16 protein-coding genes are annotated in these 16,790 nt (G+C 47.5%); 10 read left to right on the top strand and 6 right to left on the bottom strand.

All coding sequences use genetic code 11. From position 1 onward, the window contains the following. Position 1 precedes the first annotated feature (1 nt). Entirely contained in the window at positions 2–424 is a 423-nt protein-coding gene (locus GWR21_RS26135; RefSeq protein WP_162334657.1) for a response regulator, read from the top strand. On the opposite strand, the gene GWR21_RS26130 is transcribed toward GWR21_RS26135, so the two are convergent. The 3 genes from GWR21_RS26130 to GWR21_RS26120 all read right to left on the bottom strand — a co-directional run bounded on the left by GWR21_RS26130 (position 425) and on the right by GWR21_RS26120 (position 3,959). After that, positions 425–2,002, bottom strand: a complete 1,578-nt coding sequence (locus tag GWR21_RS26130; protein ID WP_238430016.1) for a UvrD-helicase domain-containing protein — start codon at positions 2,000–2,002, stop codon at positions 425–427. Between the two features lie 12 nt (positions 2,003–2,014). Next, positions 2,015–2,998, bottom strand: coding sequence for an ABC transporter ATP-binding protein (locus tag GWR21_RS26125; RefSeq protein ID WP_162334656.1), 984 nt, complete (start codon positions 2,996–2,998; stop codon positions 2,015–2,017). Between the two features lie 67 nt (positions 2,999–3,065). Continuing rightward, positions 3,066–3,959: a diacylglycerol/lipid kinase family protein gene (locus GWR21_RS26120; RefSeq protein ID WP_162334655.1), complete on the bottom strand. Its 894-nt coding sequence runs from the start codon at positions 3,957–3,959 to the stop codon at positions 3,066–3,068. A 61-nt stretch (positions 3,960–4,020) separates the two neighbouring features. Between GWR21_RS26120 and surE the strand changes: the two genes are divergently transcribed. Continuing rightward, positions 4,021–4,755 (top strand): 5'/3'-nucleotidase SurE, encoded by a 735-nt coding sequence (gene surE, locus GWR21_RS26115; protein WP_162334654.1) that lies wholly within the window; start codon positions 4,021–4,023, stop codon positions 4,753–4,755. 69 nt (positions 4,756–4,824) lie between these two features. On the opposite strand, the gene GWR21_RS26110 is transcribed toward surE, so the two are convergent. The 3 genes from GWR21_RS26110 to GWR21_RS26100 are packed head-to-tail and all read right to left on the bottom strand — an operon-like array spanning position 4,825 to position 8,536. Further along, positions 4,825–7,056, bottom strand: coding sequence for a xanthine dehydrogenase family protein molybdopterin-binding subunit (locus GWR21_RS26110; protein ID WP_162334653.1), 2,232 nt, complete (start codon positions 7,054–7,056; stop codon positions 4,825–4,827). Further along, a complete protein-coding gene (locus tag GWR21_RS26105) occupies positions 7,053–8,039 on the bottom strand; it encodes an FAD binding domain-containing protein (RefSeq protein ID WP_162334652.1) in 987 nt (328 codons plus the stop codon). The genes GWR21_RS26110 and GWR21_RS26105 overlap by 4 nt, the downstream gene beginning before the upstream one ends. After that, on the bottom strand, positions 8,036–8,536 hold the full coding sequence (locus GWR21_RS26100; protein WP_162334651.1) for a (2Fe-2S)-binding protein: 501 nt from the start codon (positions 8,534–8,536) through the stop codon (positions 8,036–8,038). Before GWR21_RS26100 ends, GWR21_RS26105 begins: the two co-directional genes overlap by 4 nt. A gap of 162 nt (positions 8,537–8,698) precedes the next feature. On the opposite strand from GWR21_RS26100, the gene GWR21_RS26095 reads away from it, so the two are divergent. From GWR21_RS26095 to GWR21_RS26060, 8 genes are all read left to right on the top strand, one after another. After that, positions 8,699–9,208, top strand: a complete 510-nt coding sequence (locus GWR21_RS26095; protein ID WP_162334650.1) for a hypothetical protein — start codon at positions 8,699–8,701, stop codon at positions 9,206–9,208. A gap of 159 nt (positions 9,209–9,367) precedes the next feature. Next, positions 9,368–9,883, top strand: coding sequence for a hypothetical protein (locus GWR21_RS26090; RefSeq protein ID WP_162334649.1), 516 nt, complete (start codon positions 9,368–9,370; stop codon positions 9,881–9,883). Between the two features lie 856 nt (positions 9,884–10,739). After that, positions 10,740–12,002: an aspartate aminotransferase family protein gene (locus tag GWR21_RS26085; RefSeq protein WP_162334648.1), complete on the top strand. Its 1,263-nt coding sequence runs from the start codon at positions 10,740–10,742 to the stop codon at positions 12,000–12,002. After that, positions 11,983–13,005: a zinc-dependent alcohol dehydrogenase gene (locus tag GWR21_RS26080; RefSeq protein WP_162334647.1), complete on the top strand. Its 1,023-nt coding sequence runs from the start codon at positions 11,983–11,985 to the stop codon at positions 13,003–13,005. Before GWR21_RS26085 ends, GWR21_RS26080 begins: the two co-directional genes overlap by 20 nt. A gap of 10 nt (positions 13,006–13,015) precedes the next feature. After that, complete coding sequence (locus GWR21_RS26075; protein WP_162334646.1) at positions 13,016–13,699, top strand: HAD family hydrolase; 684 nt, start codon at positions 13,016–13,018, stop codon at positions 13,697–13,699. Between the two features lie 5 nt (positions 13,700–13,704). After that, entirely contained in the window at positions 13,705–14,871 is a 1,167-nt protein-coding gene (locus GWR21_RS26070; protein WP_162334645.1) for an MFS transporter, read from the top strand. Positions 14,872–14,966: 95 nt separating this feature from the next. Beyond that, entirely contained in the window at positions 14,967–16,025 is a 1,059-nt protein-coding gene (locus GWR21_RS26065) for an aminotransferase-like domain-containing protein (protein ID WP_162334644.1), read from the top strand. Between the two features lie 245 nt (positions 16,026–16,270). Then, positions 16,271–16,747: a Dps family protein gene (locus tag GWR21_RS26060; protein ID WP_162334643.1), complete on the top strand. Its 477-nt coding sequence runs from the start codon at positions 16,271–16,273 to the stop codon at positions 16,745–16,747. Positions 16,748–16,790: the final 43 nt, after the last annotated feature.

Genomic DNA, 16,790 nt, shown 5'->3' with positions numbered 1-16,790 from the left:
AATGCAACCGATTAATATTTTACTGGTAGAAGATGATAAGCTGGATGTGATAGATATTAAGCGTTCACTTGATAAACTGAATATCTTTTATAAACTGACCAATGCCAGGAATGGCGAAGAGGCCATTGCACTCCTGGACGAGCAGCTGAACACAGGCACTGAAGCCCTGCCTGACGTCATGCTGATAGATATCAATATGCCTAAAGTAAATGGATTTGAATTATTGCAATACATGCATCAGAGAGAAGAACTGAAACAGATCAAACGTTTCATTCTTACTACTTCCGGCGATAAAACAGACAAGGCTACTGCTGACAAGCTGGGTGTATCCGGCTACATCATCAAACCGCTGAAACTGAACAGTCCCTCCGCCATGGATGCTTTCAACCTGATGATAGATCTGCTCAATTTTAAAAAGAACTAATTACTTCCTGACTCCGGCGTACACATAGTTCTCACCCTTTGTCTCTGCTCCGGAGGCTCTTCTTTGCTTCAGCACCGGGATGGCTTTCTTCTGCCCCGTCAGTATTTCCTGCGGAATATAGAGATGGCTCTTGGCCCTGGTAATGGCTACGTACAGCAGGTTAATCTCTTCTGACAACCTGGAGATATTAACCTTATCTATATTCTCTGCCTGCTTCACTACTTTATCGTGCGTGATAAAGTCATTCGTCAGTGTGACTTCATCGTATTCCATGCCCTTACAGCGATGTACCGTAGAGAAGATCATATCTGCCTGTTCCTTATCATCATGGTCCAGGTGACAGTCCTTCAGCTTTTTGATATACCCCGGGATCTTCGCTCCATACTTCTTCACCACGTCCACGAGCATCCCCAGCTGTGTTTCACCTGTAGTTTTGATGTAGTCTTCCAGGTCTTCCATACTGCCCATGCTGGCAATGGTTGTATCGCGGATACGACCTACCTCTCCATTGTAAAGGTTCAGGATATCATAGATCGAAGCACCGTCATTTGCATAGGTATAGTTCTCTATCCTGCCTTCAAAATAGATCGTCCTGATCTCTTTCTTTTCGATCAGCAATTCGATCGCTTTTACCAGCAAACCGGCATTGGTTCTGGCCACTACTGCCCGGGTCTGTGACTTCCGTGATTTACCGAAACCAATGATCTTCACTGTCAGCGGCGCACTATACAACTTCTTCCATTGGATAACATAAGACGCCAGGTCAGCAATGTCCTGGTCAAAACGGAAGCTGGTACTGAGTGTATACATCGGATAGTTCAGCTTATCCAGTGAATTGACCGCATAACGCCAGCCATAGATCTGCTGATGGCTATCGCCTACCAGTACCTTGACACCTGCCTGTGTACGGAATACTTCCAGCATAGCACCTGACGCATCCTGGCCCTCATCAAAAAGGATCACATCATATTGCAGTACCGGCCCGGCCAGCTGGAATTTCTTCAGGTAAAAATCGTGTGTGATAGGGATCTCGCCTTTGTTCATTTTATCGAGGAACAGGCGGGTCTGATACAGGATGTCTTTCTTGTACCGGGTCGCAAACTGTATAGCTTCCCTGTCTGTCAGGATATCTTCATAATCCAGGTCAGAGACCTTTGGTGGTGCACTGTTACAGAAATAGGAAAGGTAGGCATTAATATGTGTAGCGAGGATGGATTCTGTATGTTTTCCCTTGAGACCACGCAGATGCAGGATGTCAACGATCTCGTTGATCTTATAGGAGCCCTCAGGCTTGATGGTATACTTAGAGCCTCTGACAATGTAATGATAAGCCAGGGAGTGCGCCGTTTCCACACGCACATTATTGAGTTTCACTTCTGCAAACTTCCGCTCCGCCTCTATTTTAACCGTCTTGTTGAACGCAAGATACAGGATACTCTTATCCGGTCTTGCTTTCGCATATTCAATAAGGGTAGTCGTCTTGCCGGCTCCTGCTACGGCGATGATCCTGATATCTCCTTTGCTGTTGATAATGGCGGCCTGCTCCTGGGTCAATTTCATGCCCCTAATGTACGTCATCTGCCGCTATTATCAGGCATACCACACATCCGCAGGCGACAAAGAGAGGTAAACAGGCGCTCCTTTTATGAGTCCGCTGTTATCGGTCCTGACAGTGATGGTACCGGAAGCCAGCGCTACCTGCAGTTCATAACTGCTGCCCATAAAGCTTACATCACTGATGGTGCCGGATAAGCCATGCTGTCCCTTCTCCACCACGCGGAAGCGCTCCGGACGGATGAACATGCTTTTACCATTGACAGGAAGGCCGGCTACCTGGCTGAAGTCAGCCGCACTGGCAGCAGTGATCAGGTTATAGCTGCCGAACAATGCCGCTACATACTCATTGGCAGGCTGGTTGTAGATCGTCTGTGGATCGGCTTTCTGAACGATCTGACCGTCTTTCATGACAATGATCTCATCTGCCCAGGAGAGTGTATCTATCGGGTCGTGAGAGACGAGCAGACAGGTAATGTTCAGGTCTTCGCTGATCTCACGGATCACCGCTTTCAGCGTATTTTTAAGAATAGGATCGAGATTGGAATAAGGTTCATCCAGGATCAGCATGCGGGGTGCGGTGGTCAGCAAACGGGCCAGCGCCACACGCTGTTTTTCTCCACCTGACAACTGATCATTCTTTCTTTTCATGAGGTGATCAATACGGCAGACTTTATATAGTCTTTCCGCATCTTCATCTGTCAGTGTATTGGCATAGGCCAGGATCTCTTCCATGCGGTAGTGATTACGCAGCTCATAGTGCTGAGACAGATAAGCGATACCCGGTTGCCCTGGCAACAGCCGCTCCAGTGGTCCTTTCACTTTCACGTTTTCAAACCGCACCTCCCCACCATCTGACTGCGTCAGACCGCCTATTACCTTCAACAGGGTACTTTTGCCAGACCCTGACTCGCCTACGATCGCTACTTTCTGGAATGCCTGTTGTGTAAAACTTACACCTTTCAGTACTTCTTCTTCCCCTTCCTGCTTTCGCACGTCCGATACTTCTAACAAATTCATATTAAGCTGATATCACATAAAAAGCTGCAAATTACCACTTATAGAGGGAGGAAGCAAGTAAAGGCGTCTAACGGGGGACTAAAAACTCCAGTTCCCGCTTTAAAATGCTGACAATGTAGCTTTTACCGTCCGCTGATTTTATCAGCTCATCATCGATGTGTGCATGTTCATCTCCCCAGGAAATACGGACGTTCTTTCCCCTGATAACAGGCAGGTCATAATCCTTATGGGAAGAAGAAGTGATACGGTCTTTGATGTAGGCAGAAAAGCTCTTCCTTTTATCGGCGCCCAGTAAGACGATCTCCATTTCCCCATCACCCAGACCGGCGTCTCCGTTGAGGTTCAGCCCTGGCCCGATAGAGCGGATATTCATGACCTCTGCCATCAGGTACTGACCGGAATAATCCACTCCATCAATTTGCAGCTTACATTCCTGCGCCTGATAATGATCGATGACATCGTGCAATACTTCCAGCGCAAGCTTTATTTTTTCTTCCGGATCATCCGGTTCTTCCAGCTGTTTCATGGACGCCATGAGCACAGGAAAAATGCCGAATCCAAAGCTTTCCAGGAAGAACATCTGCTCATGAAAACCGGCGATCTTCCCCACATCAAACTGCTGGATATGGTGTTTAGGCCAGGAGGCAATAATATCATCCTCTTCGCCTGTTATATGCAGGGAGCGGCTGATGTTATTCGCAGTACCCATGGGCAATAATGCAAGCGGGTATCTTTTGTCGCCCGCCCTGCCGGTAAGGAACTCCAGTATCACCTTTCTGACCGTGCCATCTCCGCCTGCAATGATGACAAAATCTGCATCTGGCTGCAGGTCTTTACACCAGTTCTTTTTTGCGGAGGAATACATACATTTTATACCATGGGCACTGATCTTTTTCATCAGTTCACTTTCCGAGTGATCTTTGTCACCCGCTTTGGGATTGTGCAGTAAATGCGCTTTCATAACATATTAATTACAAAAAAGATACCACCCCCAATGGCATGAATTTGGAGGCCGCATTGGTATGAGAATACTTATCACAAACGACGACGGCATATATAGTCCGGGCATTGCGGCACTGGCCAAAGTAGCTGCCCGGTTCGGGGAAGTACGCATTGTGGCTCCGGATGTGGAACAGTCTTCCATGGGACATGCGGTGACACATTCCCGGCCACTATCCTTTAAGACCTCCCCTATCAATTTTGAAGGCATCGAAGCATATCGTGTTAATGGCACTCCGGCTGACTGCGTGGCACTGGGTACTCATCTGTATTCCAAAACGGATGTGGTGCTTTCAGGCATCAATATGGGGCCGAACCTGGGAAACGGTATGTGGCATTCCGGTACGCTGGCCGCAGCTAAACAGGCTGTTCTGCTCGGCATAAAGGGTATAGCGCTCAGTACGCCGGTAGGGAAATCTGAGCCTGATTTTGAAGCTTTTGAGGAATATGTGGCACAGGTACTTGAACTACTACTCGAAAAGCCCGGATTAAGCCTCTTTAACGTCAATTTTCCCCCTCATCCGAAGGGCATCCGCTGGACCAGGCAATCCGTACGTTTATATGATGGGAAGATCGTTCCGGGTACTGACCCTATGAACCGTAAACATTACTGGTTCACTGTGACCCCGCTTGAACCGGCGGAAGAAGGTACAGACAGGTGGGCGGTAGAGAATGATTTTGTGTCAATTACGCCACTGCGGCTCGACCTGACGAATGAAGAAGAACTACAGGCTGCATTGAACAGTCAGACGTTGTAAATACTGCTGGCCATAATGGTCAGGTTCCATAGCTCACACAAGAAAAGGCTGCATCGTGCAGCCTTTTCATTATAACAATTTATCCAGTGTAATAGGCAGCTCCCTGATCCTTTTTCCCGTAGCATGATAGATAGCATTCGCAATAGCAGCAGCCACCCCTACCTGGCCTATTTCTCCGACACCCTTGATGCCCATCGGATTCACCACATCATCTTTTTCTTCCACGAAGATCACCTCGATATTGTGAATATCCAGGTTCACCGGAATATGGTACTCCGCATAGTTATGGTTTATAAAGCGGCCAAACTGATGATCCAGCACACTCTCTTCATACAATGCGCCTGATATGCCCCAGACGATGCCTCCCATGATCTGACTACGGGCGGTCTTCGGATTCAATATCCTGCCTGCCGCCACCGCACTCACTACGCGCGTCACTTTCACAACACCAAGTTCCTCATCTACCTGGACTTCCGCAAAAACAGCGGCATGGGTGTTCTTCGCATACTTCATCTGTTTGAAGATATTCGGCAGCGGTGTGGAAGTTACCTTCACTTCATTTGTATCGGTCAGCGTCATAATATCTTTCAGGTGAATAAAGTTCGCGGGCGTCTCTGTCATAAACAGCTTCCCATCTTCAAAAGACACCTGTTCAATGGTCAGTTCCCTGAAGGGGGAATCAGGAATGTCCTTCGCCAGTGAGAACAGGCGTTCCCTGATCTGTACACATGCCTGCTGCACCGCTGTGCCTACAGAAGCCGCCGTAGTAGAGCCTCCTTCCAGGTAAGCAAACGGTAATGACGCATCTCCCAGCTGAAAAGTGACCTGATCGAGTGGTAGCCCGAGTGTTTCAGCAGCGATCTGTGTCATGATCGTATAGGTACCAGTACCAATATCTGCCGTTGCACTTCCTACCGTCAGTCTGCCATCTGCCGTAAAGACTGCCTTTGCTCTTGCAGGGACGGTATTCGCATCCCACATACCGGTCGCCATTCCCCATCCTGTTAACAGGTGTCCGTTCTTCATAGACCTGGGTTGCGGTGATCGTTCTGACCAACCGAATGCTGCAGCCGCCTGTTCGTAACAATCCATCAGCGCTTTACTGGAATAGGGCTTCTTCATCGATCCATCTTCCACACTATAGTTGATACGCCGCAACTCCAGCGGGTCTATGTTCAGTTGATACGACAGTTCATCCATCGCACATTCCAGTCCGAACATACCTGTTACAGCACCGGGTGCCCGCATATCCAGCGGCGTAAACGTATCCATACTTACCAGCTCATAGGATTGTTTCACATTCCGGCAATGGTACAGGGAACCTGACCAGTTCACAATGTTCTCCACATAGTCTTCAAACCGGGAGGTGCCGGAAACAGCGCTATGACTGATGGCTTCGAGCGAGCCATCTTCCATCGCCCCGATGGCTAATGTCTGCTGTGTAATAGGTCTGAAACCGAATGAAAACATCTGCTGCCTCGTCATCATCACCTTCACAGATCTTTTTAACTCCAGCGCTGCCAGTACCGCCATGAACAGCTGGTACTGCGGTCGTAGTCCGGAACCGAACGCGCCACCAACAAAGGGTGCAAATGTTCTTACTTTCTTACCGGATAAACCGAACACGCTTTTGATATAACTCTGTGTATTGAGTACACCCTGTGTTTTATCATATACAGTAATGCTACCGTCTTTGTAATACAACACAGTGCTGGCATGCATTTCCATCGGATTATGGTGCTCTGCACCGTGATAATAGGTGGCTGTTGTTTTCACAGGCGCCGCCTGAAATGCCTTTTCAAATTTGCCTCTGTTGGCGGGCTTCTTAAAGCCGGTCTTTTTCCCTTTTGGAGGCCTCGCCTGATCAAGGTTGCCTGTGAGGTTAGTCACGTGTGCATCCGCCTCATAAGTTATCCGCACCAGTGTGGCCGCATATCTCGCCAGTTCAAACGTCGCGGCTACCACGAGCGCTACCGGTTGCTGACTATAGGTAACAATATCTGTTTGCAGATAACGGAAATGCTTACCGGGAGGCGCATCCATATCTTTATAACTACGGTTGAACCAGGCTAGTCCGGATACATTCTCATGCGTGAACACCTTAAACACACCTTCCAGCTGCGTCGCCGCATCTGTATCAATATGCAGGATCTTCCCTTTCGCAATGCCGGCTGACACGATCACACCATAACAAAGCCCTTTTGCATCATGATCAGCCGCATACTTTGCATCACCGGTCACCTTTGCATAGCCGTCTACCCGGTTCACCGGCTTACCGATATATGTTGTCTGATTGCTCATCGTTCTCCATTTATGGCCTCACGGCAGGCACGTATGATCGCACGCTTTGCCAGTGCCGGTTTAAAATCATTTGTTCCAAATGTCACAGCGTCTTGTAAGATCATGTCTGCTGCGTGTGCGAAGTTCTCAACCGTAGCAGATTTGCCTTTCAGCCAGTTCTCCGCTTCCATATTCCGCCATGGCTTGTGCGCTACGCCGCCCAAGGCCAGTCTTACATCCGCGATATGATCCTGCTCCATCCTGAATAAGACCGCGACAGATACCAGTGCGAATGCATAGGACGCCCTGTCCCTTACTTTCAGGTATTTATAGTGTGTAAACTGTTCACGGGGCAGGATGATACCTGTGATCAGCTCTTCTGCGGCGAGGTTGTTATCTATCTGAGGCGTATCGCCAGGTAAGCGGTGAAAGTCTTCCATGCGTATCAGTCTTTCGCCTTCATGCCCCCGTACCTGTATGACAGCGTTCAACGCCCGTAACGCCACACACATATCACTGGGATGTACGGCAATACATTGCTGACTTGTACCCAGAATAGCATGAATACGGTTATATCCATTGATGGCACTACAGCCGCTGCCCGGCTCGCGCTTATTGCATGGAGTACTTGTATCATAAAAGTAGTAACACCTGGTACGCTGCATCAGGTTACCACCGTTGGTTGCCATATTGCGCAGCTGCGGAGAGGCACCCGCCAGTATCGCAGCAGACAACAGCGGGTAGTATTTCTCTACTGCCGGATGCCAGGCAGTATCCGCGTTGGTCACCAGGGCACCAAGGAACAGCCGTCCGTCATCCAGGAAATCTATGCTGTTCAGGTAAAGTCCGTTGATATCGATCAGATGGTCCGGATGCATCACATTTTCTTTCATCAGATCGATCAGGTTAGTGCCACCGGCTATAAAACGGGCCTCCTGATGTGCAGCCATTTCACTGACAGCATTATCTATGCAGGTGGCGTGTGAGTAAGTGAAGTTGTTCATAGTGTCTGATTTACTTGTTGCACAGCTGCCACAATATTCGGATAAGCGCCACAGCGGCACAGGTTTCCACTCATCAGTTCCTGGATATCCTCCCTGGTTTTCGCCCTGCCTTCACTGATCATACCGATAGCCGAGCAGATCTGTCCTGGTGTGCAGTATCCGCACTGGAAGGCATCCTGGTCAATAAAAGCCTGTTGCAAAGGATGTAGTACCCCGCTTTCGGCCACCCCTTCGATCGTGGTGATCTCGGCCCCGTTCTTCATCACTGCCAGCGTCAGGCAGGCATTGATGCGTTTCCCGTTCACCAGTACCGTACAGGCCCCGCACTGACCGTGATCGCAGCCCTTCTTGGTGCCTGTCAGCCCCACGTACTCACGAATGGCATCCAACAGTGTCACCCAGGGACGTACATGTAGTTCATACGGTATTTTATTGATCGTAAGCGTAATAGCATGTGTGGATTGATCAACCGATACCGGCACAGCAACTTGATCCATAGTAATAAGTTTTGATCATATTTGCGGGATCAAAGATTGCGCCACGGGAAAGTGATGGGCAGGCATCGGGCATCGTCTCCTGCCACTGATTATCTGCAAGTATTTCTTAATATGTTAAATAGCGATATATTTGCATACCTATACCTATAAAACCACTATCACATGAAAAAATTGGCCTTTTGCCTGCTGGCAGCCATTGTATTGTTTACAGCCTGCGGTAAAGTTGATCCGATCAGTGAAGCGCCGGCTAACAGCTTTTCTCTCGACGGACAGGATGTAGTCACTCCTTATGGCTACCTGATGGAGTGGGGTGCAGAGGGTAGTTCGATCACCTTTGCAGATAAGGACCTGCTCGTCGAAGGCTTCTCCGGCGATGTAAGCGCAGTAGGAATTAACCTGGACACGATCATCTCCGGCCAGACCTACACTTACAAAAACAGTGACTCCACCGGGTACGATAAAAAGAAAAACTTTGAATCGGCCACCGTTTACCGCAATCAGCCCTTTGCAAGAGGGGAGTTCACCGATGCGGCCAAAGGACTGGATTCACTGACCGGTGGTTCCGTCACCATAAGGATAGTGGAAGGCTTCTATAGCGTGGTATACGACCTAAAATATACCAATACCACGGTGAAAGGCGAGTTTAACGACGTATTATTTCTCGTGAAATAATTTACTGCCCGATCCTGCATAAACACTGCCTGTTACTGCACACTTTTGTGCTATATTTATATTATAGTAAAATCTATACTTTTAGATGTGCATATCCATCCAAAAGTATTTATATATTTGCACCACAATCAGTATAAGACTACAGAAACCTACAACTAAATGACTAGATCAGCATATAGCTTATTGGCTGGAATACTATGTTATGCCTTTTCCGGATGCACTGATGGTAACAACAACAATATTGATCCGGTAAACGGATTTACACAAAACGATCTTTTTATTCATACTGATTACGCTATTCAGAAGAACTGGGTGGGGGGCACGGAGATCGCCTTTACGGACAAATATCCACTGGGATCATTTTCAGGTAATGTACATACCGTACAATTCCTCCTGGATACACTTGACAATAAAGGCTCCTACACTTACCTACCCGCTGATGCGGCGACGTTCGACAAAACAAAGAATTTCGATGTTGCATTGCTTTACAACAATGTAACGTACCAATCAGGCACCGAAGTAGATGGTACTGGTGAAATATACAGTAAACCTACGGGTGGAAGCCTGACATTTTCTCAAGGCCCGGAGTACCAGTCGTTCACGTATACACTGGAATTCGGTAAAGGAAAAACTATTAGTGGTTCCTTCAAAGGGCACGTGACTGTGATAGAATAACAACACCGTGTTGTTCTATATAAAGAAATGGAAAATAATGCGACGACGGCTGTTCCTGCAACACGGAATGGCCGTTTTCGTTTTCAGCTGACAGACAAAGACCAGAAGGCAACGGCTCCCTCCTTAACTACCCGCCTGTCATACCGAATTCATTAACCCGAAATTACAGGAACCAGTTTTTTCTTTTTTTGACAATGTACGTGAACTGCAAAATGCTGTACGTGAACTGCAGAAATGCGGGGGTGGGCATATGAAACACCTGGTAAACCGCTAAAAAGCGGACAATTTTGCCATCCGTTCATCTCCGGTTCAGTATTGTTTTAGTATTGTTCAGGTAAGCTTTCTCTTCCGTTTCTCCTCCGTTTTAAAACGGAGGAGAAACGGAAGAGAAAGCTTACCTGAAGACATTCAAAGCGAATATAAGAACAACCAGTAAAGCATCCTGCACACCATTACCTGCATTCGCCTTTTTATCAACAACACGATGCAGTAATACGTCAGAGATATCGACGCGACAACAATGCACCTGATCGCCGTAAGTCAATACAGGCAAGCATTACAGCATGTCACCTCTTTCACGATAACAGCGTAAATAACATAATCAATTAATAGAAAATAATGGTTTCGGATAAAATAAAAAAAATAAATTCTGCTAAATAGATTCTACTTTTCCATCGTCAATTTGATATCGAAGTTAGTAAAACGTTTTTCTACCACGTCCTAAAAATCATTGTATAACCCGGATTCCCTGCAGGAAGTTCATGAAACCCTTGTTCGTTATGTAACTCAGTCCATCTGACCGTTATCTTACGCCCATTCCACTATTTTGTTTTCCCATGTAAAACCCTCAAACCCCATGTCTGCTAACATAGAGTTTACTAAAGGCAGTGGCATACGCCTTTACACGTCGCACGACGAAGAATATATCGATGCCGTATCCGGCACATTCAATCTCGCACTCGGATATAGTCATCCGGAAGTTGTCGAGGTATTACAACAACAGGTAAAAGATCTGATCCATGTTTCCTCCTCGTTTACCGGCGACCTTGCTGCCAACGTATTAGACAGCATACTCGAACATGCACCCGCAGGTATTACTGACGGATGGATGCGCGATATTATCGGTTCTACCGCCAATGAAGGTGCAGTGAAGATCGCCAACAAGTTCAATGGTAAAAATGAAGTGATCAGTTTGTCCCTCTCCCATCATGGACAAACACTGTTTGCGACCAACATTTCCGGTAATGCATTCAGACGGAAATCATTCTCCAATACCATGTACAGCCAGCACGCCACTGTACCGGCGCCTTACTGCTACCGCTGCCCCTTCTCTGCCAAATATCCGAATTGCGGATACATGTGTATAGAAGCGATCCACGACCATGTAGAATACGGGAGCTCCGGCAACGTATCGTGCATGATCATGGAGCCCATCCTCGGTAATGGTGGTAATATCGTGCCACCGCCGGGATATTTCGAAAGACTCAAAAAACTCTGCGAAGAACTGAACATCGTCCTGATCTCGGATGAAGTACAGACAGGTATTGGCAGAACAGGCTACATGTTTGCCAGTGAATATTTTGATATGGAACCTGATATTATCACACTCGCAAAAGGACTGGGTGGTATCGGTATTCCTACGGCTGCCATCCTCTACAAACCTGAATTTGCCGTACTTGAAAAATGGGAACATTCCTATACATCAGGTGGCAACCTGTTATCACTCGGCGCCGCGAAGAAAACCATGGAGATCGTATCCCGTGAAGGTTTCCTGCAAAACGTCCGTGACAATGGCGTCGTACTCGGTCAGCTGTTGAACAGACTGAAAGAAAAGTATGGTCACTTCATTGGCGACGTCAGAGGTATGGGCTATATGTGGGGTCTTGAAATAGTAGACCAGGACGGTGCACCGGATGTTAAACTTACTAACCGCATCATCGACAACGCCCTCACTGAACAGAAACTTATTCTCAGAGGCTCCCGCTACGGATTTGGCAACGTAGTGAAAGTAAGACCTGCGCTCACTGCTACCGTAGATGACATAGAAGAGATCTGTGGCAGATTGGATAAAATATTCAGTCAAGTAAAAACCGTTACCCATGCAAGCTATAGTTTATAACGGCCCCTGGAACATCCGGCTGGAAGAACGTGAAGAACCTGCTATCACGCTGCCGGATGAGGTCATTGTGGAGATCCGCGCTACCGGTATATGCGGTACAGACCTCAGCATCATCTCAGGCGAATACAACGCCAGGCAAAAAGTGATCATCGGTCATGAATCTGCTGGTGTAGTGGTAGACAAAGGCAATGGTGTTGATAACTGCAACATCGGCGATCGTGTGATCATTGACCCCACTTACTACTGTGGTTACTGCGAGAACTGCAGAAAAGGATTGCGTAATCACTGCTCCTATAAATCGAGCACGGAAGCCGGCGTCTCGATTGATGGCACTTTCACGAAATATTTCAAGACAACCAAACGCTTTATCTATCCACTGGCAGACGGTGTGCCTTTCGAACAGGGTGCTATGTCTGAGCCCCTCAGCTGTGTACTGACCGCTGTTAAGAAACTGGCTGTCTCGCCTTTTTACAACGTGGCAATACTTGGCGGAGGTCCGATCGGATTACTCTTCTATCTGGCATTGAAACAATACGGTATACAGGCTGGTACTATTTATGAAACGTCCGCTAACCGGACAAACCTGATCAGCAGTAATGATATACTGACTTCAGGCTGGTACCTGTCTGGTCATTTTGCACCTCGTAAACATCAGTATGACCTGATTGTTGATACAACAGGCAGCATGCTGGAAAAATCAGTCGATGCTATTGCCGATGGTGGCAAGATTGCGTTGATAGGTCTGCGTAATAATCAGCAGACGATCAACCCGCGCGAAATCACGGACCGCAGTATTTCCATCATCGGCTCCATCGACTCGCAGGATACTTTCAAACATGCCGTAGACCTCATCAATGGCCAGGTACTCGGACTGGAAAAGATCATCACGCGGTCATATGGTATTGACGAATTCCAGGAAGCTGTATTACACCTGGGCTGCAATGTCGACAGGCAACAACGCAACAATGACATTAGCAGCCTGAAATCGGTCATTACATTCTAAACATTTCACTATGAAGTACATCATTTTCGATATTGATGGCACACTGACCAATACGACGGAGATCGATGATCTTTGTTATACACAGGCCATCGCTGAAACATTCGGGTTCTCCAACTTCAATACCAATTACGGTCACTATGAGAACACCACGGACTCAGGCATCCTGCACCAGTTATCGGTCGAACGCAGGAACCGCCCCTGCACAGTCACGGAGATAGAAAACTTCATCGACTGTTTCTGTAACCTGCTGGAAATTGCCTACGAAAAGCAGGCACACTATTTCCGCGAAATACCTAAAGCAGGAAAGATCATTCGGCGGCTTACACAGCAGGATGGACTGCGGGTAGGACTCGCTACCGGCGGCTGGAAACAATCGGCACTGTTCAAACTGCAATGTGCTGATATCAGTATAGAAGGATGCAGTGCAGCCTCTTTTGCACAGGACGCTTTCGCAAGACGCGACATCATCGGCAACACTATCAGTAAGATGAACAAACGTCATAACACCCATCCTGAACTGGCTGACATTATCTATGTAGGCGACGGGCAATGGGATTACCAGGCGACGCAGCAACTTGGCATACAATTTATCGGTATTGATAACAAGAAGCTGGCGCATATTCCTGATATTATCAGAATTGCGGATTATGACGAACTCGAGCAACATATTGGTCTGCTGACATTAACCTCCTGACAACAATGAAAGATCTGACTGTCCATTTGAACCTTAAACAGGCGCACCGCATTGCAGCAAGCGTGTTTTTCTTTATTGCCGGACTCACCTATTCCAGCTGGGCGTGCAGGATACATGATATCAAAGCCACCTTTCAGCTGAGTGATGCCGCACTGGGCAGTGTGCTCTTTGCGTTACCTATCGGACTGATGGTGAGTCTGCCTGTATCAGGCTGGCTGGTGACCCGTTACGGCAGCAGGAAGGTACTGATCAGTGCCGGACTATTATTCCCCGTGATGCTGTCTGCAATAGGCTTTGCACCTGGCATCTGGCAGTTGGTGATCCTGTTGTTCCTCTTTGGTCTCATGAACAACCTCTTTGAAATATCCATGAACACACAGGCTGTCGGAATTGAAGCTTTATATGGCAGGTCCATTATGGCTTCTTTCCACGGTCTGTGGAGTGTAGGAGGTTTCGCTGGTATCGGTATCGGTACGATCGCTGTTTCACAGGATATACCGGTAAACTATCATTTCTCACTGATCTGTGTGCTCTGTTTTCTACTGGTCGTATTCTCCTGGAAATATCTCTTGTCCGAAGATGAAAAAACTGACAGTGATGCACCGATATTCGCCCGTCCGGACAGCAGTATACTTAAACTGGGACTGATCGCATTTTCAAGCCTGGTAACAGAAGGTACGATGTTCGACTGGAGCGGGATCTATTTTCAGAAAGTGGTACAGACACCGGAGCACCTGACCACAGTCGGCTATATTGCTTTTATGAGTACCATGGCAGGCGGTCGTTTCGTTGCAGACAGGTTTGTCACGAAACTTGGTACAAAGCGTGTATTACAGCTGAGTGGATCGCTGACAACAACGGGACTGATCATTGCGATCTGTCTTCCATATCTGGTTACCGCCACCATCGGCTTTCTGCTGGTAGGTATAGGCGTATCATCTGTGGTACCGCTGGTACTGGCGCTGGCGGGCAAGTCTAAAACAATGGCACCCGGCGTAGCGATTGCAGCGGTGTCCACCGTAGGCTTTTTTGGGTTCCTGCTGGGACCACCTGTAATAGGGTTCATCTCAGAAGCCAGTGATCTGCGCTGGTCATTTGCCCTGATCGCATTACTCGGCACGGGAATTATGTTGCTGGCATCGCAGGCGGGCCGGATCTCAGGAGATAATTAGGAATTGGGAATCAGGGATTGGCGGGAGGCTGACAAATGCCTAATTCCCAATTCCTGATTTCTATTTACTTTTGGCACTCCAAATACCCGCTTCACATGATATCTTTAAGTTCCAACTACCCGGTACTGGCAGAACAACAGACAGCTTTCAGACGCATTATTGAAAGGCACTATTCCACCTATAATGAGTGGTTAACCATCAAGCCTGCCAATGGCAACCTGGAAGACCGAAAGACGGCCGCTACCTGGCTGTCAGGTAAAGGACCCGCTATCAGTGAAGAACAGATCTCTATTGTTACCTCCGGCCATCAGGCTATTATGGTGGCTATCATTGCTGCTGGTTTACAGGGAGCGGCGATCGCGGTAGATGAGTATACCTATGGTAACTTTCAGGCCATCGCCCGTTTACTGAATGTACAGGTGATCGGTTGTAAAGGTGATGAAAAAGGTATGCTCCCTTCCGCGTTGGAAGCAGCTACCGCCAGGCACAATATCAAAGCTGTATATGTGATGGGTACGATCAATAACCCGACGGGTATTGTGATACCAACTGACCGCAGACTCGAACTGATCGCTGTAGCCAGAAAAAACGGACAGCTCATTCTTGATGATGATGCCTATGGTTTCCTGGAAGAAAATCCACCTGCTAACTTTGCACAGCTGGCACCCGATCTGGGTTGGTTTATATACAGCTTATCCAAACCAATCGCACCCGATATCAAGGTAGCCTATATCGTCGCTCCTGAGCGTTATACAGCTGCGATAGCAGCTGCGACGAAACTGACTACCAGTAATCCGTCTACCTTCTTTACATCGCTTGTAACAAACGTTATACGCAGTGGTGAACTGGCTGACCTGTTACACCGTAAACGTGCGGAAGGTCATCTGCGGCAGACGCAGACCAAAGCATTCCTTTCCGGCTTTAATGTACAGGGACATGAGAATGGCTTTCACTGCTGGCTGGAATTACCTGCAGGCTTCACTTCCATGAAGTTATATAAAGATCTGCAGGATAAGGGAGTGGAAGTAATGGCGGGTGCTGCATTTGCGGCTCCCGGTACTACCGGTGAATACATCAGGATCGCGATGGGTGCAGAAGCAGACATGAATAAAGTGCTGCAGGGACTGGATGTGATCAGAACAATGATCTCGTAGGTGATCACCGTTAAGGTGAACGACGATATACGGAGGCAGACTAACAGGTCTGCCTTTTCTTTTTACGTTTCGTTTTACAACATTGCAGTCATTTGCTTTCATGTCCTTACAGCCCTTTCATTCCCTTGCGCGACATTATGTTTGTATTCATTGCTGCTAACGATGTGTTAATTATAACAGATGCATTTTTAACCAACAGGAATGTTATACCTTAGCATTACACAAGCATTTAAAACTACCTTTATATGAATACAAATATTGGCATCACAGAAGCAAACAGACAAGCAGTAGCTAACCAGCTGGCCAAATTACTGGCAGATGAATTTGTACTTTATACGAAAACACGCAATGCACACTGGAACGTGGAAGGTCCTGATTTTCATTCCATGCACCTCTTCTTCGAATCACAGTATAATCAACTGGATGAGATCATGGATAGCGTAGCAGAAAGGATCCGTACACTGGGCCATTATGCACCTGCGACGCTAAAAAGCTTCCTGTCACTGACCCACCTGACTGAATACAGCGAAAGAGACAATGACAGCCTCGGTTTTATTAAGGAATTGCTTGGCGATCATGAAAGCATCATTGAATTCATCCGTGGTAATATTGAACCATTTGCTAATACTTATAAGGATGCAGGTACCAGCGATTATATCACCGGTCTGCTGGAAGAGCATGAGAAAATGGCCTGGATGTTAAGAGCGCACTACAAAAAGTAAAACCTACGCTTCAATATATAACGGATGCCGCAGCTAAAGATAG

The sequence above is a fragment of the Chitinophaga agri genome (assembly GCF_010093065.1).
GTDB lineage: Bacteria > Bacteroidota > Bacteroidia > Chitinophagales > Chitinophagaceae > Chitinophaga > Chitinophaga agri.
This window is presented reverse-complemented; position numbering and strand designations above follow the sequence as displayed.